Origin of the sequence: Frigoribacterium sp. CFBP 13605 (assembly GCF_014839405.1) — a bacterium.
Lineage (GTDB): Bacteria > Actinomycetota > Actinomycetes > Actinomycetales > Microbacteriaceae > Frigoribacterium.
The window spans coordinates 1-21,380 of sequence record NZ_JACYNS010000022.1; the positions used below are offsets into that span (position 1 = coordinate 1).

Sequence of the window (21,380 nt, forward strand, 5' to 3'; positions counted from 1 at the left end):
GGCCGCTGCGGCGGTCGGAGCCGCGCGCGGTCGGCCGGGGGTCGTGCGGTGCGTCGCGTGGGCCACCGAGGGACGAGCCGCCGAGGGAGGGGCCGCCGGTCGACGGGTCGGTCACGGGGTCTCCTCGCTCCAGCGGTGGGTGCGGTCGGCGTGGGCGGCGGCGACGGCCTCGCGACCGGCGGTCGTGAAGAAGCCGAGGGCGTCGTCCTGGTCGAGCGCGCCGATCTCGGCGACGATCGGCCCCTGGACCGTATGCAGGTGCACGGTCGCGAGGCGGAGCCGGCGGCGCAACGGACCCTGCACCAGGCCGACGCTCTGCACCCGGGGCAGCGGCACGATGACGAGCTGGCGCCAGATCGCGCCCTTGCGCAGCAACAGCGCACCCGGCGCCGAGCGGAACCCGTTGCGCCGCCACGAGAACCAGCGCAGCACGGCGGCCCGGCGCGGAGACACGGTGAAACCGCCGTCGGTGCCGCTCGACCTGAGCCCGCCCTCGACGAGCGTCAGGGTGTGCTCGGTCGTCGCCTCGACGGCGTCGCGGACGGCAGGAGGCGCGGCCACGCCGGTCGCGGACGTCTCGTCGTCGATCGCCTCACCCCCGAGGGCAGGAGGCGCGGCCTCGCCGGTCGAGGAGCCGTCGGCCACCGGGACCGCCGCGGAGGCGACCGCCTCGGGGGCGTCGGCCGGTGCGGGCGACCCGGCCCGCGCCTCCTCGGCGGCGACGCCGACCGCGGCCACGCCGACCAGCTCGGGCAGGACGAGTTCGAGGACGCGGCGGACGTCGTCCTCGTCGCCGACCGGCAGGATCGTCGTGTTCTCCTGCCCCGCGGCACCCTTGGTGCTCGAACGCGAGGCGCGGTTGATCTTGACGTCCCACCAGCCGAACGGGCGCCAGAGCAGCGGTTGACTGACCTTGATCGAGTGGATGCGGCCGGGCGGCAGCGTCTCGTTCGAGGTCGAGAAGAGGCCGTAGCCGATGCGGACCCCGTCGCGCGTGCCGGCGATCGTGTAGCGCAGCGACTTCGTGATGCGGTTGACGTAGAACCCGCCCGAGCCGAGCACGGCCGGCAGCAGCACGAAGAGCAGGAACCACTCGCCCGTCGTGACCACGCTGATCACGATCGCCACGACGGCCGCCAGGAGGAACAGCGTGTAACCGCTCAGGACGGTCGAACCGATGAGGCGACCGGGCGAGAGGGCCACGACCGACCGGGGCGGTGCCTCGTCGGGGTCGAGCTCGGGTGCGAGAAACTCGTGGGCGCGCTGCTCGACCAGACCGCCGAAGCCCTGCCGGTGCGGGGCGGGGGCGCCGGGCCGACCGGGGGTCGAGGTCCCGGCGACGGCGGCCGGGTCGGTCGCATCGCCCGTGCCCGCGCCTCGCGCATCGACCCTCGCACCGGGCGCGCTCGGAGCCGGGGCGTGCGTCTGCTGCGCCCCGCCCGCGCGCCGCAGGATCTCGCGGCGCAGGTCGTCCGCCGACGCCGACCGCAGGTAGGCGAGGGTGACGTTGGCGTCCTGCCCGGCCTGGGTGACCTCGAGCTTGGCGGCGCCGAAGACGCGGGCCAGCAGGGGACGCTGGATGTTGATGCCCTGGATGCGGTCGAGCCGCGCCCGCCGGTTCGTTCGGAACACGATGCCGCTGCGCACCTCGACGACGTCCTCGCCCACCCGGAAGGTGTGCATGCGCCACGACAACCAGAACCCGCCCACGAACAGGGCGATCACGACGACCACGGCGAGCAGCAGCAGGCCCAGCCAGCCCTTGTCGACGACGTACCCGAACGGGTCGCCCTCGTCACCCCGCCGACCGCCGGGCACGAACAGTTCGACCACGTACTCGCGCGCGTTGTTGAACAGGATGACGAGCACCGCGGCCAGGGCGATGCCGCCCTTGAGCAGCGGGGTGGCCGGGTGCAGGCGGTGCCACTTGCCGTCGGTGAGCGCGGCGACGTCCGGAGGCGCGGGTCGGCCCCCGCCGCCGTCCGCCCCGGTGCGGGGGTCGCTCACAGGCCGGCCCGACGCGATTCGGCCAGCTCGACGAGGCGGTCGCGCAACCGCTCGGCCTCGTCGGCGGGGACGCCCGGGATCGTCACGGCCGACGCCGCGGCCGCGGTGACGAACTTCAGGTCGCTGAGGCCGAGTGCCCGGACGACCGGGCCCCGGTTGATGTCGATGAGCTGCATGCGCCCGTAGGGCACGGCCACGACGCGCAGGTACAGGATGCCCTTGCGCAGCAGCAGGTCGTCCTCGCGCAGCTGGTAGCCGATCGCCCGGACGCGACGGGGGGTCAGGGCGGCGACCACGACGGTGACGACCACCACGACGGCGGTGATCGCGTAGGTCCACCACTGACCGATCAGCCAGAGCGGGACGGTGGCACCGGCCACGATCAGGCCGGTGACGAGGTAGCCGATCAGTTCGGGCCAGACGTACTTGGGCGAGACGCGGTTCCACTCGGCGTCGGGGATGTCGAGTCGGTCCATGTCGGCGTCTCTTCCGGTCGGCAGCGGTCGGTCGGCGGTGGTGGGACCGCAGGCGGTCAGACCGCCTGTGTGCCCGAGCCCTGGCCGTGCTCGTCGTCGGCGGGCGGGACGGTGCACATGCGCTCGGCGACGATGCCGGCCACCAGCAGCCCCGCACCGCCGACGACGGCGACGATAGCGGGCACGAGCGAGCCTACAGCGACCCCCACGCCACGGGACAGGACGAACAGCAGGACTCCCCCGGCGAAGCCGCCGAACAGGGCACCGGCCAGGCTGCTCGCCTTGGCCAGCAGCAGCACGCGGGTCGCGTAATAGGGGTCGACGCGTTCCTTGCTCGACCCGGTCGCGACCCGGTGCACGGGCACGGCCATCGAGACGACGACGCCGCCGATGCCGAGCAGCACGAGGCCGAGCGCGAAGGGCAGCACGATCGAGGGCTGACGCATGGCGACCACCACCGAGTCGAGGACGAAGCCGGCGGCCACGGCCACGATGATCAGGCCGACCAGGGTGGAGGGGCGGGTGTGCTTCACGGGGCTCCTGGGCTGGGGTCGGTGGTCGGGTCGTGCGCGGACCCGTGGTCGGACGCGGGGTCGAGCAGCGGAGGCTCGGACGCGGGGTCGAGCAGCGGGGGCTCGGACGCGGGGTCGAACAGCGAGGTCGCTCCCGGCACGGGACGGGTGCGCTCGGTGAGCCGGGACGCCAGGTCGGCGACCCGCCCGGCTCCGGCGAGCCGCGCCTCCGGGTCCAGCTCGAGCCAGGGCTCGAGCACGAACGCGCGCTCGGCGGCGCGGGGGTGCGGCACCTGCAGGCGCTCGGTGTCGATGCGCTCGTCGTCGAGGGCGACGACGTCGAGGTCGAGGGTCCGGTCGCCCCAGCGCACCTCACGGGTGCGCCCGTGCGTGGCCTCGATCGCCTGCAGCGCGTCGAGCAGGGCGTCGTCGTCGAGCGTGACGTCGGCGAGCAGCACGGCGTTGAGGTAGGTCGGCTTGCCCGGATCGAGGCCGTCGAGCGTGACGGCGGTCGACGACACGGGCGCGGAGGCCGCGACGACCGTGATGCCGGGGGTCGCGTCGACGGCCCGGACGGCCTCGCGCAGCAGGGTGTCACGGTCGCCGAGGTTCGAGCCGAGGGCGATCACCGCACGCCGGACGCGCGGCGCGGCCGTGCTCGGCGCGCCCGTGCTCGGACCGGCTGTGCTCGAGCCAGCCGTGCTCGGGCCGGCCGTGCTCGGACCGGCCGTGCTCGAGCCGGCCGTGCTCGGGCCGCTCACGCGCGCTCCCGGCTGATGGTGATCGACACGTCGCCGAAGGGCACGGTGATCGGGGCGCCCGGCTTGTGCACGGTCACCTCGGTCGAGACCGCCGCACGGTGCGCGAGCACGACGCCGGCGAGGCGCTCGGCGAGGGTCTCGATCAGGTCGACCGGGTCACGCTCGACGGCGGCCACGAGCTCTTCGGCCAGGACGCCGTAGTGGACGGTCTCGCCGAGGTCGTCCCCGGACGCCGCCGGGGTGGTGTCGAGGTGCACGACGACGTCGACGACGAACTCCTGCCCGTCGCGGCGCTCGTGGTCGAAGACGCCGTGGTGGCCGGTCGCCCGGACGCCGCTGAGGCGCAGCACGTCGAGGCCGGTCGCGCGGAGGACCGGCACGGGCCCGCCGACCGTCTCGTGCTCGGGAACCGACTCGGTCTCGTGCTTGGTGACCGACTCGGTCTCGTGCTCGGGGACCGGCTCGGGCTCGCGCGCGGGCAGGCCGTCGGGCCCGCTCTCGACGCCGGTCACGCGTGCCTCGCCGGTCGGCGGGGAGCCACCGCGGCCTCGGTCCAGGCCTGCAGCACGTCGAGGGCGACGCGGGTGCCGGCGACGTCGTGGACGCGCACGCCCCAGACGTCGGCCTGGGCCGCCAGCACGCTGATCACGGCGGTCGCGGGGTCGCGGTCGGTGGGCGGCGCCCCCTCGGGAAGGAGGTCGGCCAGGAACCGCTTGCGCGACGCGGCGACGAGCACGGGCAGGCCGAGCCGGCCGACCACGTCGAGGTGGGCGAGCAGCTGCCAGTTCTGGGTGGCGTCCTTGGAGAACCCCAGCCCGGGGTCGAGCACGATCGCGGACGGGTCGACGCCGCGGGCCACGAGGTCGTCGACCCGCGCGGCGAGCTCGTCGGCGACGGTGCCGACGACGTCACCGTCGTAGTCGCGTGACGCGGCGGCGGGTGCCTGGCCCGAGCCGTCGAGTCGACCTCGCCAGTGCATGACCACGAAGGTGCGGCCGCTCTCGGCGGCGACCCGGGCCATGTCGACGTCGGCGAGGCCCCCCGACACGTCGTTGACGATCTCGGCACCGGCCTCGAGCGCGGCGGCGGCGGTCGACGCGTTCATCGTGTCGATGCTGACGCGCACCCCCTCGGCCGCGAGTTCTCGCACGACCGGCAGCACCCGGCGCAGCTCGTCCGCGGGCTCGACCCGAGAGGCACCGGGCCGGGTCGATTCGCCGCCCACGTCGACGATGTCGGCCCCCTGCGCGACGAGGGCGCGGGCATGGGCCAGGGCGGCGTCCAGGTCGAGGTGACGACCGCCGTCGCTGAACGAGTCGGGCGTCACGTTGAGCACGCCCATCACCTGCGGGCCGGGCCGGCGAGCACCGGATCGGTCGCGCGACCGGCGGAGAACCGGTGCAGGAGGCGCGGCGTGCGACCCCGGGCCGGTCGCGACCCGGTCACGCACCGCGGGTGCCGCGTGCGAACCGGCGCGCTGCCGATCGGGTCGTGACCGCGCCTCGAGCACGGGGTCGGCGTCGTCGAACGACCGCTCGTGCAGCGGCCCCTCGAACCGACCGCCGGCCACCAGCCGACGTCCGGAGCGGACTGCGGGGGCCGGCGCCTCGGCGGGGAGGCTCGTCGCGGACGTGGTCGCCGGCGTGTGCGTGACGGGCGGCAACTGGGCCGGGGGACGGACGGCCGCGGTCTCGTTCTGTGCCAGGACGAGACGTCCCTGCGTGATCGGGCCCACGGCGAGTTCGTCGGCGGCTGCCCGGGCGGAGGCCGGGGGCGCGTCGACGACGACGTCGGCCGGGTAGCGCTCCCGACCGCGAGGTCGCTTCGACGGCACGGCGCCGACCTCGTGAGCCGCAGCGGGCGGACGTCCGTCGTCACCGGACGTGGCGGGGGTGCCGCGGGACGGGTCGGTCACGAAGCGGTACCTCCGTTCGGTGCTCGGGACGAGCCCTCAGGCTATCGACCGGCTGCGCCTGGGCGCAGCCGGTCGGGCCGATCGTGCGTCAGGCCGTGGCGATGCCGGGCGTCGTGCGGGGTGGGCGCGTGCGGGCCGGCTTGGTCGTCGGCTCGGAGTCGACGCCCCCGTCGACGGCTTCGGCGTCGACGGGCGACTTCGTCGGCATCGGGATCGCCGGGCGGTCGGACACCGGACGCTTGTCGCTCGAGAGCCACTGCGGGCGCTCGGGCAGCTTGCGGACGTCCTTGAAGATCTCCGCGAGCTCGTCGTGGTCGAGGGTCTCTTTCTCGAGCAACTCGCGGGCGAGGAAGTCGAGCACGTCGCGGTTGTCGTTGATGACCTCCCACGCCTCGTCGTGCGCCTGCTCGAGCAGCACGCGGACCTCGGCGTCGACCGTCTCGGCGATGTTCTCCGAGTAGTCGCGCGAGCTTCCGTCGCGGCCCATCATCATCTCGCCGGAGGCCTGGCCGAGCTTGACCGAGCCCACCTTGTTGCTCATGCCGTACTCGGTGACCATCTTGCGGGCGGTCGCTGTGGCCTTCTCGATGTCGTTCGAGGCACCGGTGGTCGGGTCGTGGAAGACCAGCTCTTCGGCGACACGGCCGCCCATGGCGTACGTGAGCTGGTCGAGCAGCTCGTTGCGGGTGACCGAGTACTTGTCCTCGAGGGGCAGGACCATCGTGTAGCCCAGGGCCCGACCGCGGGGCAGGATCGTGATCTTGGTCACGGGGTCGGTGTGGCGCATGGCCGCGGCGGCGAGGGCGTGGCCACCCTCGTGGTACGCGGTGATGAGCTTCTCGTGGTCGTTCATGATGCGGCTGCGGCGCTGCGGGCCGGCCATGACGCGGTCGACCGCCTCGTCGAGGGCACGGTTGTCGATCAGCTGCGCGTTGGAACGGGCGGTGAGCAGGGCGGCCTCGTTGAGGACGTTGGCCAGGTCGGCACCCGTGAACCCGGGGGTCTTGCGGGCCAGCACCTCGAGGTTGACCGAGGCGGCGAGGGGCTTGCCCTTGCCGTGCACCTCGAGGATCTGCCTGCGGCCGTCGAGACCCGGAGCGTCGACGCCGATCTGGCGGTCGAAGCGGCCGGGGCGCAGCAGGGCCGGGTCGAGCACGTCGGGGCGGTTGGTCGCCGCGATCAGGATGACGTTGGTCTTGACGTCGAAGCCGTCCATCTCGACCAGCAGCTGGTTGAGGGTCTGCTCGCGCTCGTCGTTGCCGCCGCCGATGCCGGCGCCGCGGTGACGACCGACGGCGTCGATCTCGTCGACGAAGATGATCGCCGGGCTGTTCTGCTTGGCCTGCTCGAAGAGGTCGCGGACGCGGCTGGCGCCGACGCCGACGAACATCTCGACGAAGTCGGACCCCGAGATCGAGAAGAAGGGGACGCCGGCCTCGCCGGCGACGGCGCGGGCGAGCAGGGTCTTGCCGGTGCCGGGAGGGCCGTAGAGCAGCACGCCCTTCGGGATGCGGGCGCCGACGGCCTGGAACTTGGCGGGCTCTTTCAGGAACTCTTTGATCTCTTCGAGCTCTTCGATGGCCTCGTCGGCCCCGGCGACGTCGGTGAACATCACCTGCGGGGTCTCTTTCGAGGCGAGCTTGGCCTTGGACTTGCCGAACTGCATGACCTTGCTGCCGCCGCCCTGCATGGACGAGAGCAAGAACCAGAAGATGACGCCGATGATCAAGAACGGCAGCAGGATGCTGAGCAGCGACATGAACCAGCTGGTCTGCGTGACGGTGTCGTCGAAGTTCTCGAGGTTCGCGTCGGTGACGGCGTCGACGACCTCGGAGCCACGCGGCGTCGCGTAGTAGAACTGCTCGGCCTTGTCGCCGTCCTTCAGGACGAGGTCGACGCGCTGCTCGTTGCTGAAGATCGTCGCCGACTTGACCTTGTCGGCCTGGATCGCCTCGAGGCCCTTCTGGGTCGAGATCTGCGTCGTGCCCGCCCCGCTGATGAGGCTCCACCCGATGCCGATGCCGATGACCGCGATCACGATGTAGATGATCGGACCGCGGAAGAGTTTCTTGAAGTCCATGTCAGTACGGGCGACGCCCGACACCTTTCTGCAGGAAGAACGTGAGCAAAAGGGTACATCGGGGCTGCTATGCCCTGGATGGGTGTTCGCCGAGGGCTTGATCGGCCCCGCCCGGGAGCGGACCGCTAGCTGTAGACGTGCGGGGCGAGCACCCCGACACCGCGGAGGTTGCGGTACTTCTCGTCGTAGTCGAGGCCGTAGCCGATGACGAAGTCGTTCGGGATCTCGAAGCCGACGTACTTGACGTCGACGGCGACCTTGGCGGCGGCCGGCTTGCGGAAGAGCGCGAAGATCTCGACCGACGCCGCGCCGCGCTTCTGCAGGTTCTCGAGCAGCCACGACAGCGTGAGGCCCGAGTCGATGATGTCCTCGACGATGATGACGTCGCGGCCGTGCAGGTCGCTGTCGAGGTCTTTGAGGATGCGCACGACGCCCGACGACTTGGTGCCGGAGCCGTACGACGAGACGGCCATCCAGTCCATCGCCGAGGCCAGCTTGAGCTCGCGCGAGAAGTCGGCCATGACCATGACCGCGCCCTTGAGGACGCCCACCAGAAGCGGCTCGCGACCGGCGTAGTCGGCCTCGACCTGCCGGGCGACCTCGGCGATCTTGGCGTGGATCTGCTCTTCGGTGTAGAGCACGCTGGTCAGGTCGGCCTCGATGTCGCTGAGTTCCATGGTGGTGTCGTGCTCCTGGGGTCGTGGGGTGCCGAGGGGGATCTCAGGAGGCGCCGGTCGCCGAGAAGTGCAGCGCGCCTCCGGTGCGTTCCACTGTAATGCCCGGCAGCGACACCGCCCCCTGCCCGTGCCAGTCGGTCACCAGCCGGGCGACCTCGAGGGTCTGGACGCGGCTCAGCGAGACGCCGAACTCGCTCTGCACCGCGAGCCGGATCAGTCGCTGACGCAGGGCCGCCGGGTTCGCGGCGAGCCCCCGGACGTCGAGCGAGATGCCCGCCTCGGCGTGGTCGGCCAGCTCCTCGGCCAGTTCGTCGGCGAAGTGGTCGAGGGCGGACGAGTCCTCGCGCAGCGCGTCCGCCGTCCGCGCGAGCGCCTCGGTGATGCCCGGGCCCAGCTCGCGCTCGAGCATCGGCAGGACGGTCCGCCGCAGTCGCACCCGCGTGAAGGTCGGGTCGTCGTTGTGCGGATCGGCCCAGGCCTCGAGGCCGGCGTCGGTGCAGGCCGCCGCCGTGGTCGAGCGACCGACGACCAACAGGGGGCGGGCGTACAGGCCCGAGCGCGCCTCCATGCCGCTCAGGCTCGTCGCACCGCTGCCCCGGGTGAGGCCGAGCAGCACCGTCTCGGCCTGGTCGTCGCGGGTGTGGCCGAGCAGCACGGTGCGGGCACCCTGCTCGGAGGCGACGGACGACAGCGCGTCGTAGCGGGCCGTGCGGGCCGCCGCCTCGGGACCGCCCTCGGTGCCCACCGAGACCCGGACGACGACGACGGGGTCGAGCCCGAGGCCGCGAGCCTGCTCGGCCGCGCGGGCCGCGACGGTGCGCGAGTCGCCCTGCAGGTCGTGGTCGACGACGACCGCCCCGGCGCGCAGCCCCGCACGCGGCGCCTCGAAGGCGAGCCCCGCGGCGAGCGCGAGGGAGTCCGGCCCGCCGCTGAGGGCCACGAGCACGAGGTCGCCCTCGTCGTGACCGGACAAGGAGGCGCGCACGGCTCGTCGGACGTCGGCCGTCGCGGGGGTCAGGCGGGGTCTGTCGGGCATCTTGTAACGTTAGCGACACCGCCGACCCGTCGGGTCGGACCCCCCTACGACGCATCGCAAGGAGCACACCCATGGCCGCGTACGACGCCGTGATCGAGATCCCCAAAGGCAGCCGCAACAAGTACGAGGTCGACCACGAGACCGGTCGCGTCTACCTCGACCGCGTCCTGTTCACCGGGTTCGTCTACCCGACCGACTACGGCTTCTTCGAGAACACGCTCGGCCTCGACGGCGACCCCGTCGACGTGCTCGTGCTGCTCGACTACCCGCTCTTCCCGGGCGTCGGGGTCAAGGTGCGCCCGGTCGGCGTCTTCAACATGACCGACGACGGCGGCAGCGACGCCAAGGTCATCGCCGTCCCCGCGAAGGACCCGCGCTGGGAGCACATCCAGGACGTCACCGACGTGCCCGAGTACCTCCGCAAGGAGATCGAGCACTTCTTCGAGCACTACAAGGACCTCGAGCCCGGCAAGTGGGTCAAGACCGAGGGCTGGGGCGACGCCGCCGAGGCCGAGGCCATCGTCGAGGCCGGCATCACGAAGCTGGCCGACGAGGGGCACTGACCTCTCCGCACCCCGGTACGACGAAGGGCCCGACACCACGTGGTGTCGGGCCCTTCGTCGTGCCGGGGTGCGGGGACGGCGCCTAGAGGCGGATGCCGCGGTCCGCCATGAACGGCTGGGGGTTCTGCGCGACGCCGCCGACGCGGGTCTCGAAGTGCAGGTGGCAGCCGGTCGAGTTGCCGGTCGAGCCGACGTGCCCGATCTGCTGGCCGGTGCCGACCGCCTGCCCGACGCTGACCATGATGCCGCCGTTCGGCTGGTGGCCGTACCCGGTCGTGACGCCGTTGCCGTGGTCGATCAGCACGAAGTTGCCGTAGCCGCCGTACCAGCCGGCGTAGCTGACGACGCCCGCGGTGGCGGCGTAGATGGGCGTGTTGCAGCCTGCGGCGAGGTCGGTGCCGGCGTGAAGGATGTACGCGTGCGTCACGGGGTTGACGCGCATGCCGAAGCCGCTCGAGATGTTGCCGCCGGCGGGGCGCGTCCAGCCCTGGGGCGAGACGACCCCGAGGGCCGTGCCGTTGGTCGCCGCCGCCGCCGCGGCGGCCGCTGCGGCCCGTGACTCCTCGACGCCCTTCTGGTACTCGGCCTCGGTGTGGTCGACGTTGGTCTTCAGGGTCTCGAGCTGGGCCTGGAGCCGCGCCTGGTTCTCCTGCTGTGCGGCGAGCGCGTCGCTCGCGGCCTGGGCGGCGTCGTTCGCGTCGGCGAGGGCCTGCTGTGCCTCGTGGGCCAGCACGGCGAGGGCGGCCTCGGCGACGGCGGCCTGGTCGCTGAGCCCCTGTGCGGTGTTGCGGTCCTGCGTGGCCTGCGCGTAGATGCCGTCGGCCTGCTCGGTGAGCTTGCTCATCGCACCGAGCTTGTAGAGCAGCTGCCCGGCCTCACCCGGGTCGGCGATCAGGGTGCCGCTGACGCCGTTCGTGCCACCCGAGCGACCGAGCTGCGCGGCGAGTTGACCCGCCCGCTCCTCGCTGGCCGCGGCCACCTGGTCGGCGGAGTCGGCCTGCGACTGCAGCTGCGCGGTCTTGTACTGGGCGTCGTCGTAGGCGGACTGGGCCTTCTGCAGCTCGTCACCGCGCTTCTCGGCCTCGGTGTTCGCGGCGTCGAGATCGGCCTGCATCTGGGTGAGGATGCCCTCGAGGTTGGTGATCTCGGCCTGCTTCGCGGTCTCGTCGCCGCGGGCCTTCTGGACGTCCTCCCACGACGGGTAGGACGCGGCCGTGGCCGACGACGCGGGCAGTCCGACGACGCCGGCGGTGAGCAGCAGGGACGCGGCCGCCACGGTCACGACGATGCGGGCCAGGCGCGACGACGGAGCGAGCGGGCCCGAGGTGAGGCTCACGAGGCGCGGGCGCCCGGTGCGGCGGGTGGAGGTCATCGAGTGGTTCCGATTCGTCGTGACGGCATCGAGCCCGGCCGGTCGCGCCGGGGTCGCCGTGCAGGACACGGTATCGCCGACGCCCGGTCCCGTACAGCGCCGCGGACGCGACGCCGCCGGGCGGTCGACCGGCGGTCGACCCCGAACTCTCAAGAACGACTTGAAACTAGCCGTCGAGTCGGTGAACGCGGGGCAGCCGAGACGGAGTGGCGAGCGTGTCGCCCGACCACGACAGGGGACGAGGAGGCGCGCGCAGCACCCGCCGTCGCCCTCGTTTTGCTTTTCCCCGCGATCATCCGTATGCTCTGTGATCGGTTGCTATGACGTCCTCGGACACGGCCCCATCGTTTAGTGGCCTAGGACACCGCCCTTTCACGGCGGCAGCACGGGTTCGAATCCCGTTGGGGTCACCAGCACCACTGCAAGACAGCACCGAGGCATCACCTGCACCAATCACAACAGAACATCGAGTACGCTGTGTCACAGCAGCAAGTTTGGCCCTGTAGCGCAGTTGGTTAGCGCGCCGCCCTGTCACGGCGGAGGTCGCCGGTTCAAGTCCGGTCAGGGTCGCCAAGGCGAGTTCATCGCCTGGGGGCTTCGGGCCCTCACGGCTGGGTAGCTCAGTTGGTAGAGCGTTCGACTGAAAATCGAAAGGTCCACGGATCGATGCCGTGTCCAGCCACAGAAGGCCCCGCTCAGGCGGGGCCTGACTCGTTTAACGGCATGGCCGGTGGTGGGCACCGCGGCATGGCCGGTGGTGGGCACCGCGGCATGGCCGCTGGTGGGACCGTCTCGTGAGCATCGGCCACGACCCCGCGGTCGTCTCCCTCCGCAGCCGCTGGCTCGACCCGCTCGTCGCCGGACTCGCGGCCCTGCTGCTCGGGGCCGCGTTCAGCTGGGTTCCCTCGTACTGGAGCGACGAGGCGACGACGCTGCAGGTGGCGCGCCTCCCCCTCGGCGAGTTGCTGGCGTTCGTGCACCAGCGCGACGCGGTGCACACGGTCTACTACCTCTTCATGCACTTCTGGGTCGGCGCCTTCGGCGAGGCCGAGGTGGCCACGAGGTTCCCGTCGGCCGTCTTCGTCGGGGCCGGGGCGGCCGGGGTGCTCGTCCTGACGCGGATGCTGACGACCCGTCGCACCGCGCTGCTGGCCGCCGCGGTCTTCGCGGTGCTGCCCCGCTTCACGCTCGAGGCCGCCGAGGCCCGGCCCTACGCCCTGTCGGTCGCCCTGGCCGTCTGGGTGACCGTGCTGCTGCTCGTGGCCTCCCGGCGTCACCGCCGACGCTGGTGGATCGGGTACGGCGCGGTCCTCGCCGGGTCGATCGCGACCTTCGTCCCCCTCGGCCTGATCATCGTGGTGCACGGCGTGTTCCTGCTGCTGGCGCCGGCACAGCGTCGGCGTCGCGGAGCCCGCCACCGCCTCCTCGGCTGGTCCGTCTCGACCGGGGCGGCGTTGTTCGTGACCTCGCCGGTCATCGGGACGGTCCTCGCCGAGCGCTCGCGCCTCCTGGGGGTGGCCGATCCGTCGACGGGGGCCGACGTCACCTGGTGGACGGTCCTGGTCGAACCGTGGTTCGTCACGGGCCTGGCCTTCGCCGTGGTCTCGGCGGTCCTGCTCATCCTGCTCGGCACCCGCCTCCGCGACCGCTCGCGGACGCCCGGCAGCGTGGTGTTGCTCGGCGCGCTCTGGGTCGCGTTGCCCGCCGGGCTGCTGCTCGCACTGGGGCTCGTCCTGTCGCCCGTGTACACGTCGAGGCTGGTGACCTTCTCGGCACCCGGCATGTGCCTGCTGCTGGCCGTGGCCGTCACCGGCTTCCGCCGGCGCTGGATCAGCATCGCCCTCGTCGCCCTGCTGGTGGCGGCCTCGGTGCCGACGTACGTGCTGCAGCGACTGCCGACCGGCAAGGGCGGCGGCAGCGACCTCTCGCAGCTCTCGAGCTACATCGAGAGCCAGGCGCGCCCGGGCGACGCGTTCCTGCTCGACGCGACCGGCACCGTGTCGACGCGACCCCGCCAGGCGATGTACGCCTACCCGGATCGATTCGCCGAGCTCGACGACGTGGCCTACGTCCGCTCGGGCCTGCCGTCGGGCTCGTACTCGGACGTCACCCTGCGTCTCGACGACGAGGACGACGCCGTCGAACTGGCCGACCGGCTGTCGTCGGTCGACCGCCTCTGGATCGCGCGGCTCTCCGTCGACGTCCTCAGCGAGGCCGACCTGCGGCAGCTCCGCGACCAGGGGTACGAGATCCGACAGGAGCACCGCACCGGTCGGAGCGTCGTCTACCTCTTCGCGCGACCGCCGGCCTGACGGTCAGGCCCGATGACCAGGCCTGACGGTCAGGCCTGGTGGTCAGGCTCGACCCTCAGCGACGCAGCTCGAGGGTGCAGCACTTGACGCCGCCGCCGCCGAGCAGCAGCTCGGAGAGGTCGACGCCGATCGGGTTGTAGCCGCGCTCGCGCAGCTGACGTTCGAAGCCGGTCGCCCGGGCGGCGATCACGACGTTGTGGCCGTCGGAGTACGAGTTCAGGCCGAGGATGGCGGCGTCCTCCTCGCTGACGAGGATCGCGTCAGGGAAGCGCTGCCGCAGGATCGCGAGCGACGCGTCGTCGAACGCGCTCTCGAGGTACGCGATGGTGTGGCGGCCGTCCACCGGCTCGGGGTCGAGCACGGCGATGGCGGTGTCGAGGTGGTAGAAGCTCGGGTTCACCAGGGTGAGGCTGACGACCTCGCGCCCGAAGACGCGACCGATCTCGTCGTGCGAGCTCGAGTCGCTGCGGAAGCCCGTGCCGGCCAGGATGACGTCGCCGACCAGCAGGAAGTCCCCTTCGCCCTCGTTGGTCTCGGAGGGCTCGGCGACCTCGAAGCCCGCCGAGGCGAACCACCGCATGTAGGCCGGGCCCTCGGCCTGGCGCTCGGGGTAGGTGAAGCGCGCGCCGTAGGCGACGCCGTCGAGGACGAAGCCGCCGTTGGCCGCGTAGACCATGTCCGGCAGACCCGGTTCGGGGTCGATAAGCTCGACGTCGAACCCCAGGCCGACGTAGGTGTCGTAGAGGGTCTGCCACTGGGCCAGCGCCAGCGAGGTGTCGGTCGGCGTGGTGGGGTCCATCCACGGGTTGATCTTGTAGCTGACGGTGAAGTGCTCGGGCCGACACATCAAGATGGTGCGGTGGCTGGCCACGCGGGTCGAGTCCCCCACGGCGGTCGCATCGGGCAGGTCGGTGGGTTCGATCGTCAGGCTCACCGGATCAGTGTCACATCGTGGGCGCGCACGAGGCCGAGCTCTCACGCACTTTTCTTGCGTATTTGTCAGCTCTGGTGCAGCATTCCGGCGTATGATGTCGTGGTGGACAATCTCGACTACGGCATCATCGACCTCCTGCGCCAGAACGCCCGCGCAGGGTACGGCGACATCGGCGCCTCGGTCGGCCTCAGCGCCTCGGCGGTGAAACGCCGCGTCGACCGCCTCGTCGCCGACGGGGTCATCAAGGGGTTCACCGTCCAGGTCGACCCCGCCGTCGACGGGCTCGGCACCGAGGCCTACGTCGAGCTGTTCTGCCGTGGCACCGTCTCGCCCCAAGAACTGCAGCGCATCCTCGGCACGGTCCCCGAGGTCGTCGACGCCGGTACGGTGACCGGCAGCGCCGACGCCATCGTCCACATGCGCAGCCGCGACATCCCGTCGCTCGAGGAGGCCCTCGAACGCGTGCGCAACGCCCCGAACGTCGACCACACCCGCAGCGCGATCGTGCTCTCGAAACTCATCAGCCGCCGCTCGGCTTGAGGCACGGCCCTGCGGTCGGAGGCTCAGGTCGGGCGGCTCGCAGGTCGGTTTGTGTCACGGGCCGTCCCGACTCGCAGCTCGATGCCGTAGGCCGGCCCGACCCGCAGATCGGCCCGACCCGCAGGCCGGTCAGAGTCGCAGGTCGGCCAGCGTGGGGTCGAGGCGTCCGTACCGGTGCGCCGTCAGCGAGACCGACTGCTCTCGCAGGAACGTCAGGAGTTCGATCCGCCCCTCCTCGGTCACCTCGCCAGACGAGATCGTGACGTCGGGGCTGCCCCGCAGGGCCCGGGCCAGCGCGGCGGGATCTCCGCCGATCGTCCGGATGCGCAGGCCGCGGTAGGCCGCGACCGCCTCGGGTGACGGAGCCGGTCTCGAGTCGTCGACCCGCGCCTCCTCGGTGGAGGCCCGCTCGCCCCCGGCGGCCTCGGCCAGCAGGTCGAGCACGTCCGGGCCGGCCACCTCGGCCGTGGGGCCCTGCAGCGCCCCCGCGGCCGCCCGCGCGACGAACGCCTCGTCGCTCTCGACGACGACGTCTCGCACCCGCACCGGCGACGAGGAGGCGCGCCACAGGTGCACGAGACCCGCCGGCAGCGGCACGGCCGAACTGATGGTCAGGGTCGACCCCGCCCGTGCCCCGGCGGCGACGAGCCGGACGAGAGCCGTCGGATCGGCCCCCGCGGAAAGTCGCAGCGTGACGGGGTGCGGACGGTAGCGGAGCACGTTGCGCTGGACGACGAGGCCGGTGACGTCACGGGCCAGGCCGAACTCGGACTGCCAGGCGCGCTGGTCGCTCTCGACGGCCGTCCGCAGCGAGTCGAACTGCTCGAACGACAGGGTGGGTCGGGCCGCGTCGACGAGACGGGTGACCCCCTCGGAGACGTCGTGCAGGCGCAGGGAGGGGCGCGGCTCGTGGGGACGGTGGCGCCAGGCCCCCTGGCCGATCAGGGCGTTCGGGCCGCCGGGCTTGAGACCCCGACCGATCGCCCGTCGACCCCACCCGCCGGGGGGCCTGCGCCGGACCCGGGCGCCCGTTGTCGGACCACCGACGACGAGGTCTCCGGCCCGCACGGTGTGCAGCCACTCGTCGATCTCGTCGACGTCGAGGGAGTGCAGACCCGCCACGTCACCGCCGTTCTCGGCGTTCTGCACCGCGATCGCCTCGGCCAGGGTCTCGACCGGGACGAGGCCGACGACGGGGACCTCGTGCGAGCGGGAGGCGAAGGCGCCGCGGGCGTCCACGCCGTCGCGCACGCCCGGCGAGCAGAGGGCCCCGGTCTCGTCGAGGGGACGCGGCTCGAGCAGCCACGACTCGCCGGGGCCGAGCACGGTCAGGACGTCGAGCTCGGACCCGGTCGGGGTGGAGGCGAGCGGGCCCATCACGGTGGCGACGTCGTCGGCCGGACCCACGACGACCGCCTCGAAGGCCTCGCGCAGCAGGCGACGGAACGTCTCACCGTGACCGACGGACCCGACGGCCAGCACCAGGTCGAGTGCTCCGTGACCACGGCCGGCGTGGTCGACGACGCTGGCGACGACGTCGGCGGCGGCGAGCTCGAGGTCGGCCGACGGGGTGACGACGAGCGAGGTGACCCCCCGGGTCCGCACGGCGAGGTCGAGGTCGGGGCGCACGTCGCGGAGGCCGACGGCCGTCTCGACCGCCCCGTGGGCGACCACCCGGTCGACCAGCGGGTGCGTCAGCAGGGCGCGTTCGTGGTCGGGGTCGTCCGCGACGACGAGGGCCAGGAGCGAGTCCGGGACGCCGACCGCCCAGAGCGCCTCCGCGACGACGGCGACCGCCCGACGCCGGCTCCGGGGCAACAAGACGACGACCGCGCTGCCGGCGCCGAACGCCGCGAGCACTCCTTCGACCGTTCCGGCGACGGGCGTGACGAGGTCGGGCACGACGACCGTCAGCCGCGGGGGCAGGTGCTCGGCCGTGTCGACCGCCGCGAGCCCTCGGGTCAGGACGGCCAGACGATGGGCCGAGTCGACGGCCGCACCGACCTCGTGGTCGGCCTCGGACAGGGTCGAACCGGACTCGCTGACGGACACCTCGACCAGGCGCGAACGCCGCAGGGCGAGCTCGCGGCCCGCCAGGTCGAGCAGCTCGGCGCGGGTTTCGGGGTCTTGGCCGCCCCAGGCCCCGCCGGCCGAGGAGGCGCGGGTCACCATCGCCTCGAGGGAGTCGTCGTCGAGGGCGCCGTCGTCCGAGGAGGCGGCCCCGAGGGAGGGGGCCGCGTCGGCGGTCTCGATGCCGGCGACCGACCGACGGGCGCGCCCGAGCACACCTCGGGCCCACCTCCGGTTGCCGTCGAGCGAAGGATCGGTGTCGGCCTCGGCCACGAAGTCGACGACGTGGTCGGGGCCCTCGTCGAGCGGGCCCGACCGGTCTCGACGGCGCCGGGGCACGGAGGGCAGATCGCCGACGGCCGCCACGGCGCGGTCGTGCCGGCGAGCCTCTCGCGCGAACGCCGCCTCGTGGTCGACGTCGAGGGCGCTCGAGAGGAATCCCTCGGGGTCGGCGAGCGCGTCGAGCCGGCCCACCAGGTGTCGCACGGCGGAGTCGAACTCGCCGGAGACGGTCACCGGCACCAGGAGGACGAGTGACCCGAGCTCGGAGCGGACGACCTCGGCGAGCCCGGGTGCGGCCCCCAGCCACATCTCGACGTCGAGCAGGTGGTCGGTGCCGTGGCGACGGGCGACCGTGACGGCATGGGCCAGGTCGAAGACGTCGTGCCCGGCGAGGCCGACCCGGGCGACCGCGGCGTTCTCGGGCCTCAGCGCGAACTCGACCAGCCGGAGGTGGCTCGCGTCGGTCTCGTGCTTGGCCTCGAAGGTGACGACGGGCCAGTCGTGCAGGCGGGCGTCGACGATCTCGTCGAGTCGCGACCCGCCCTTCACCAGCCGGACCGAGATCGGCGCGCCGCCCCGGTCGACGCGGTCACGGGCCCAGTCGGTGAGCAACCGCAGCGAGTCGAGCGCCTCGGGGACGTACGACTGGACGACGATGCCCGCCGTCACCGCCTCGAGCCCGGGTCGGTCGAGCAGTCGCGTGAAGACGTCGATCGTGAGGTCGACGTCGGCGTGCCGGTCGACGCCGAGGGTGAGGAGCGTGCCCGTCGACGCCGCCAGCTCGACCAGGGGCCGGAGCCTCGACTCGGCGAGGTCGCTCGTCTCGTCGAAGGCCCAGGGCGAGGTCGGGCCGACGAGCTCGCGGACGGTCGTCGTGACGCGCTCGACGTCGGGCCGCTCGATCAGGGCCCGGACCGCGGCGACCCGGCGCTCGGCCTGGGTCGGCCCCGACACCGTGGGCCCCCAGGCGGTGACGTCGAGCCGGACACCGTCGCCGCGCAGACCCGTGAGGGCCTGCGCGAGCTTCTCGGGTGGCGCGTCGACGAGCAGGTGCCCGACCATGTGGCGCAGCGTCCGCCGCGCGACCGGCATGATCGGCTTGGGTGCGATCGGGCCGAAGCCCCCACCGAACGAGATGGCCGCCCGGAGGTGCCAGGGCAGCAGGGCCGGCGTGCGTCGGCTGAGCGACTCGAGGGCCGATGCGCCCGCCCGGTCGTCCCCGGGGCGGACGACGCGGTCGGCGAAGTCGCGGGCGAAGTCGAGGCCGCGGGGGTCGCGCAGCACCTCGGTCAGGCGGGCGGCCGGGCCCTGCACCGGGACGGCACGCGCGGCGTCCCACCAGCGGCGGGCTGTCTCGACGGTCTGCTGCGTGACTTCGTCGGCGTGCACATCGGACATGGGTCGAGGATATGCCGCGCCACCGTCCCTACACTGGGCGAATGGCCGACGAACTCACCGACGAGGAGTGGGTCGTCTGGGACTCCTTCTACGCCATGAGACGGCGCCTCGACCGGGCCCTCGAGCTCCGTCTGCAGAGCGATTCGGGCGTGTCCGCCCCCGAGTACGAGATCCTCGTCGGCCTGGGCCGGAGCAGCGACCGACGCTCGCGCGTGCGGGACATCGCCGAGCAGATCGGCTGGGAGAAGAGCCGGGTCAGCCACCAGGTCACCCGCATGGAGCGCCGAGGGCTGGTGCGCCGCACCGAGTGCGCCTCCGATGCGCGGGGCACCTGGGTCGAGCTGACGCCTGACGGCCGCCGGGCCATGCTCGCGGCGACCCGGGGGCACACGGCCGCCATCAAGAGGTACTTCGCGGACGTGCTCGAGACGGACGCCGAGGTCGTCCGGGCGTTCTCGGGTCGCGTGCTCGAGGCGATCGGCACGGACGCGTCGCCCGACGCCCAGGCCTGACCCGCGCCTCCTCTGCGTCCCGACGCGGACGCGCGGTCGTCGCGGCCACCTCGGCGGTCTCGGCCCTCTCGGCCGTGCCGGCCGTGCCGGCCGTGCCGGCCGCGTCAGTGGAAGCGGTGGTCCTGGATGGTCATGCGCGGGCCGAACCTCGGCTTCGAGAAGCCGCTGCCCGTGATCAACCGCATGACGCGTTCACGGTGGCCGCGCCACGGCTCGAGCAGCTCGAGCATGCCGTCGTCGTCCACGGGACGGCCGATGAGCGCCCATCCGACCACGGCGGGTAGGTGGTAGTCGCCCACGCTGGGGCTGTCGGGGTCGCCGTGCGCACGCTGCGTCGTCTCGGCGGCGGTCCAGACGCCCACGCCGGGGATCGACCGGAGGCGCGTCGCGACCTCGTCGCCACCCCGACCGAGGGCGAGCGTGCGCTCGAGTGCGGGCGCCACCGCACAGACCCTCATGACGGTCGCCGATCGCTGCGGCCCGACGCCGGCCCGGTGCCACTCCCAGCTGGGGATGCGGCGCCAGCCCTGGGCGTCCGGCGGCACGACGAGCCCCTCGGGTGCCGGACCCGGTGCCGGCGTGCCGTGTCGACGCACGAGCTGCCGCCACGCACGCCAGGCCTCGACGCTCGTGACCTTCTGCTCGAGGATCGCCGGGACGACGGCCTGCAGCACGAGGTTGGTGCGGGTCAGCCGGAGCCCCGGTTGCCGCCGGCGGGCGTCGGCCAGGAACGCGTTCGTCGTGACGTCGAGCCCCGACCAGTCGTCGCCGCGGCCCAGCAGCTCGGGTACGTGCTCGATCGCCCAGGCGGCTCCCGGCCCCCACGCGTCAGCGCGGACGGACGAGGAGGCGCGGCTCGCCGACACGCAGAGCGTCGCCTCGCCCGCCGGGGTGCGCAGGGCGAGCCACGTCCGGTCGCCGTCGACCCGGAACGAGGGATCGCCCGAGCCGCGACCCAGGGGCCGCAGGGTGGCCCGGACGTCCACCGGGCGTGCCGACGAGTAGACCGTCCCGAGCCGTCGGTCGTCCGCGGCGGGAGCGGCCCCCCTGCGCTCGAGCTGATCCATGTCGCGATGGTAGACGCTCCCGCCGACAACCCCTCTTGCGTCATGACTCATGTCTGTGTGATATTTTATGCGTCGGCCATCCGCCGCCCGTGCACGAGACGAGAGACACCGAGCAGACCCGATGACGATCACCACGAGACCCCTGTCCGCACCCCCAGGTGCACGCCTCACCTCCTCCGCGCCCGGCCGACCGAACCGCCACCACCAGGGCGATGCCCACGGTCCCGACGTCGCCCCGGCCGCTCCCCCGGTCCGGCGGGCCGTCGCCCGTCGGGCCAAGCGGGCGATCGACGTGGTCGGGGCCGTCGCCGCTCTGACCACTCTCGCTCCCGCGCTCGCCCTCGTCGCCCTGGCGGTGCGACTCGACAGCCGCGGCCCGGTCCTCTACCGCCAAGAACGCTGTGGGCTCGACGGCCGGACCTTCGAGATGCTGAAGTTCCGATCGATGGCCGACTCCGATCGGGCCGTCGCGATCATGCCCGAGGCGAACGACGCCGACGGGCCGCTCTTCAAGCTCCGCGTCGATCCGCGTGTGACCCGGGTCGGCCGCGTGCTCCGCAGACACTCGCTCGACGAGCTGCCACAGCTGGTGAACGTGCTGCGGGGCGAGATGAGCCTGGTCGGGCCGCGCCCGGCCTTGCCGCGAGAGGTCGCCCAGTACTGCAGCCGCGCCCGCCAGCGCCTGACGGTGCTGCCGGGGCTGACCGGCCCGTGGCAGGTGGGGGGCCGCTCCGACCTCGACTGGGACGCCGGGCTCGACCTCGACCTCGGCTACGTCCACGGCTGGACGCCGACGACCGATGCGCGGCTGCTCGTGCAGACGATCGGCGCCGTCGTCCGGCCCTCCGGCGCGTACTGAGCGAGAC

The 21,380-nt window shown here is 72.9% G+C and carries 18 protein-coding genes and 3 tRNA genes; 8 read left to right on the top strand and 13 right to left on the bottom strand.

Annotation, left to right across the window (positions count from 1 at the left end; translation table 11 throughout):
• Positions 1-111 precede the first annotated feature (111 nt).
• The 9 genes from IFT36_RS07065 to tilS form a co-directional block, all read right to left on the bottom strand.
• Positions 112-2,007: a PH domain-containing protein gene (locus IFT36_RS07065; protein WP_200412758.1), complete on the bottom strand. Its 1,896-nt coding sequence runs from the start codon at positions 2,005-2,007 to the stop codon at positions 112-114.
• Entirely contained in the window at positions 2,004-2,483 is a 480-nt protein-coding gene (locus IFT36_RS07070; protein ID WP_056044081.1) for a PH domain-containing protein, read from the bottom strand. Before IFT36_RS07070 ends, IFT36_RS07065 begins: the two co-directional genes overlap by 4 nt.
• A gap of 56 nt (positions 2,484-2,539) precedes the next feature.
• Positions 2,540-3,016 carry a DUF3180 domain-containing protein gene (locus IFT36_RS07075; RefSeq protein ID WP_200412759.1) on the bottom strand — a complete coding sequence of 159 codons (477 nt, stop codon included), beginning with the start codon at positions 3,014-3,016 and terminating at the stop codon, positions 2,540-2,542.
• Entirely contained in the window at positions 3,013-3,756 is a 744-nt protein-coding gene (gene folK / locus IFT36_RS07080) for a 2-amino-4-hydroxy-6-hydroxymethyldihydropteridine diphosphokinase (RefSeq protein WP_307785049.1), read from the bottom strand. Before folK ends, IFT36_RS07075 begins: the two co-directional genes overlap by 4 nt.
• Complete coding sequence (gene folB / locus IFT36_RS07085; protein ID WP_307785050.1) at positions 3,753-4,268, bottom strand: dihydroneopterin aldolase; 516 nt, start codon at positions 4,266-4,268, stop codon at positions 3,753-3,755. The genes folK and folB overlap by 4 nt, the downstream gene beginning before the upstream one ends.
• The gene (gene folP, locus IFT36_RS07090) at positions 4,265-5,098 is read right to left on the bottom strand and encodes a dihydropteroate synthase (protein ID WP_056044577.1); all 834 of its coding nucleotides are present in this window, start codon (positions 5,096-5,098) and stop codon (positions 4,265-4,267) included. The genes folB and folP overlap by 4 nt, the downstream gene beginning before the upstream one ends.
• 661 nt (positions 5,099-5,759) lie before the next feature.
• On the bottom strand, positions 5,760-7,751 hold the full coding sequence (ftsH, locus tag IFT36_RS07095) for an ATP-dependent zinc metalloprotease FtsH (protein WP_056044084.1): 1,992 nt from the start codon (positions 7,749-7,751) through the stop codon (positions 5,760-5,762).
• A 125-nt stretch (positions 7,752-7,876) separates the two neighbouring features.
• Entirely contained in the window at positions 7,877-8,428 is a 552-nt protein-coding gene (hpt, locus tag IFT36_RS07100) for a hypoxanthine phosphoribosyltransferase (protein ID WP_056044086.1), read from the bottom strand.
• A gap of 43 nt (positions 8,429-8,471) precedes the next feature.
• Positions 8,472-9,464, bottom strand: a complete 993-nt coding sequence (gene tilS, locus IFT36_RS07105) for a tRNA lysidine(34) synthetase TilS (RefSeq protein ID WP_200412760.1) — start codon at positions 9,462-9,464, stop codon at positions 8,472-8,474.
• A 71-nt stretch (positions 9,465-9,535) separates the two neighbouring features.
• Between tilS and ppa the strand changes: the two genes are divergently transcribed.
• Entirely contained in the window at positions 9,536-10,027 is a 492-nt protein-coding gene (gene ppa, locus IFT36_RS07110) for an inorganic diphosphatase (RefSeq protein WP_043593233.1), read from the top strand.
• An 82-nt stretch (positions 10,028-10,109) separates the two neighbouring features.
• On the opposite strand, the gene IFT36_RS07115 is transcribed toward ppa, so the two are convergent.
• The gene (locus tag IFT36_RS07115; protein ID WP_200412761.1) at positions 10,110-11,399 is read right to left on the bottom strand and encodes a M23 family metallopeptidase; all 1,290 of its coding nucleotides are present in this window, start codon (positions 11,397-11,399) and stop codon (positions 10,110-10,112) included.
• 337 nt (positions 11,400-11,736) lie between these two features.
• On the opposite strand from IFT36_RS07115, the gene IFT36_RS07120 reads away from it, so the two are divergent.
• The 4 genes from IFT36_RS07120 (at position 11,737) to IFT36_RS07135 (ending at position 13,711) form a co-directional block, all read left to right on the top strand.
• Positions 11,737-11,812 (top strand) — tRNA-Glu (locus tag IFT36_RS07120).
• An 83-nt stretch (positions 11,813-11,895) separates the two neighbouring features.
• Positions 11,896-11,972, top strand: a tRNA-Asp gene (locus tag IFT36_RS07125).
• 36 nt (positions 11,973-12,008) lie between these two features.
• Positions 12,009-12,081, top strand: a tRNA-Phe gene (locus IFT36_RS07130).
• A gap of 112 nt (positions 12,082-12,193) precedes the next feature.
• Positions 12,194-13,711 (top strand): glycosyltransferase family 39 protein, encoded by a 1,518-nt coding sequence (locus IFT36_RS07135; protein WP_056044092.1) that lies wholly within the window; start codon positions 12,194-12,196, stop codon positions 13,709-13,711.
• Positions 13,712-13,766: 55 nt separating this feature from the next.
• On the opposite strand, the gene ddaH is transcribed toward IFT36_RS07135, so the two are convergent.
• Positions 13,767-14,645, bottom strand: coding sequence for a dimethylargininase (ddaH, locus tag IFT36_RS07140; RefSeq protein ID WP_347342526.1), 879 nt, complete (start codon positions 14,643-14,645; stop codon positions 13,767-13,769).
• A 102-nt stretch (positions 14,646-14,747) separates the two neighbouring features.
• Between ddaH and IFT36_RS07145 the strand changes: the two genes are divergently transcribed.
• A complete protein-coding gene (locus IFT36_RS07145; RefSeq protein WP_043593232.1) occupies positions 14,748-15,185 on the top strand; it encodes an Lrp/AsnC family transcriptional regulator in 438 nt (145 codons plus the stop codon).
• A 129-nt stretch (positions 15,186-15,314) separates the two neighbouring features.
• Here IFT36_RS07145 and IFT36_RS07150 read toward each other — a convergent pair whose 3' ends face one another.
• Positions 15,315-18,935 (bottom strand): proline dehydrogenase family protein, encoded by a 3,621-nt coding sequence (locus IFT36_RS07150; RefSeq protein ID WP_200412762.1) that lies wholly within the window; start codon positions 18,933-18,935, stop codon positions 15,315-15,317.
• 41 nt (positions 18,936-18,976) lie between these two features.
• Here IFT36_RS07150 and IFT36_RS07155 point away from each other — a divergent pair, with 41 nt between their 5' ends.
• A complete protein-coding gene (locus IFT36_RS07155) occupies positions 18,977-19,447 on the top strand; it encodes a MarR family winged helix-turn-helix transcriptional regulator (RefSeq protein ID WP_173153933.1) in 471 nt (156 codons plus the stop codon).
• Positions 19,448-19,551: 104 nt separating this feature from the next.
• Here the strand turns inward: IFT36_RS07155 and IFT36_RS07160 are convergent, their stop codons facing one another.
• On the bottom strand, positions 19,552-20,514 hold the full coding sequence (locus IFT36_RS07160; protein ID WP_200412763.1) for a DNA-3-methyladenine glycosylase family protein: 963 nt from the start codon (positions 20,512-20,514) through the stop codon (positions 19,552-19,554).
• 121 nt (positions 20,515-20,635) lie between these two features.
• Here IFT36_RS07160 and IFT36_RS07165 point away from each other — a divergent pair, with 121 nt between their 5' ends.
• A complete protein-coding gene (locus IFT36_RS07165; RefSeq protein WP_249408511.1) occupies positions 20,636-21,373 on the top strand; it encodes a sugar transferase in 738 nt (245 codons plus the stop codon).
• Positions 21,374-21,380 lie beyond the last annotated feature (7 nt).

Excerpts from the sequence above, each read along its gene's own strand:
- IFT36_RS07070 (WP_056044081.1), bottom strand. The coding sequence starts at position 2,483 with ATGGACCGACTCGACATCCCCGACGCCGAGTGGAACCGCGTCTCGCCC.
- folP (WP_056044577.1), bottom strand. The coding sequence starts at position 5,098 with ATGGGCGTGCTCAACGTGACGCCCGACTCGTTCAGCGACGGCGGTCGT.
- ftsH (WP_056044084.1), bottom strand. The coding sequence starts at position 7,751 with ATGGACTTCAAGAAACTCTTCCGCGGTCCGATCATCTACATCGTGATC.
- hpt (WP_056044086.1), bottom strand. The coding sequence starts at position 8,428 with ATGGAACTCAGCGACATCGAGGCCGACCTGACCAGCGTGCTCTACACC.
- tilS (WP_200412760.1), bottom strand. The coding sequence starts at position 9,464 with ATGCCCGACAGACCCCGCCTGACCCCCGCGACGGCCGACGTCCGACGA.
- ppa (WP_043593233.1), top strand. The coding sequence starts at position 9,536 with ATGGCCGCGTACGACGCCGTGATCGAGATCCCCAAAGGCAGCCGCAAC.
- IFT36_RS07115 (WP_200412761.1), bottom strand. The coding sequence starts at position 11,399 with ATGACCTCCACCCGCCGCACCGGGCGCCCGCGCCTCGTGAGCCTCACC.
- IFT36_RS07150 (WP_200412762.1), bottom strand. The coding sequence starts at position 18,935 with ATGTCCGATGTGCACGCCGACGAAGTCACGCAGCAGACCGTCGAGACA.
- IFT36_RS07155 (WP_173153933.1), top strand. The coding sequence starts at position 18,977 with ATGGCCGACGAACTCACCGACGAGGAGTGGGTCGTCTGGGACTCCTTC.
- IFT36_RS07160 (WP_200412763.1), bottom strand. The coding sequence starts at position 20,514 with ATGGATCAGCTCGAGCGCAGGGGGGCCGCTCCCGCCGCGGACGACCGA.
- IFT36_RS07165 (WP_249408511.1), top strand. The coding sequence starts at position 20,636 with ATGACGATCACCACGAGACCCCTGTCCGCACCCCCAGGTGCACGCCTC.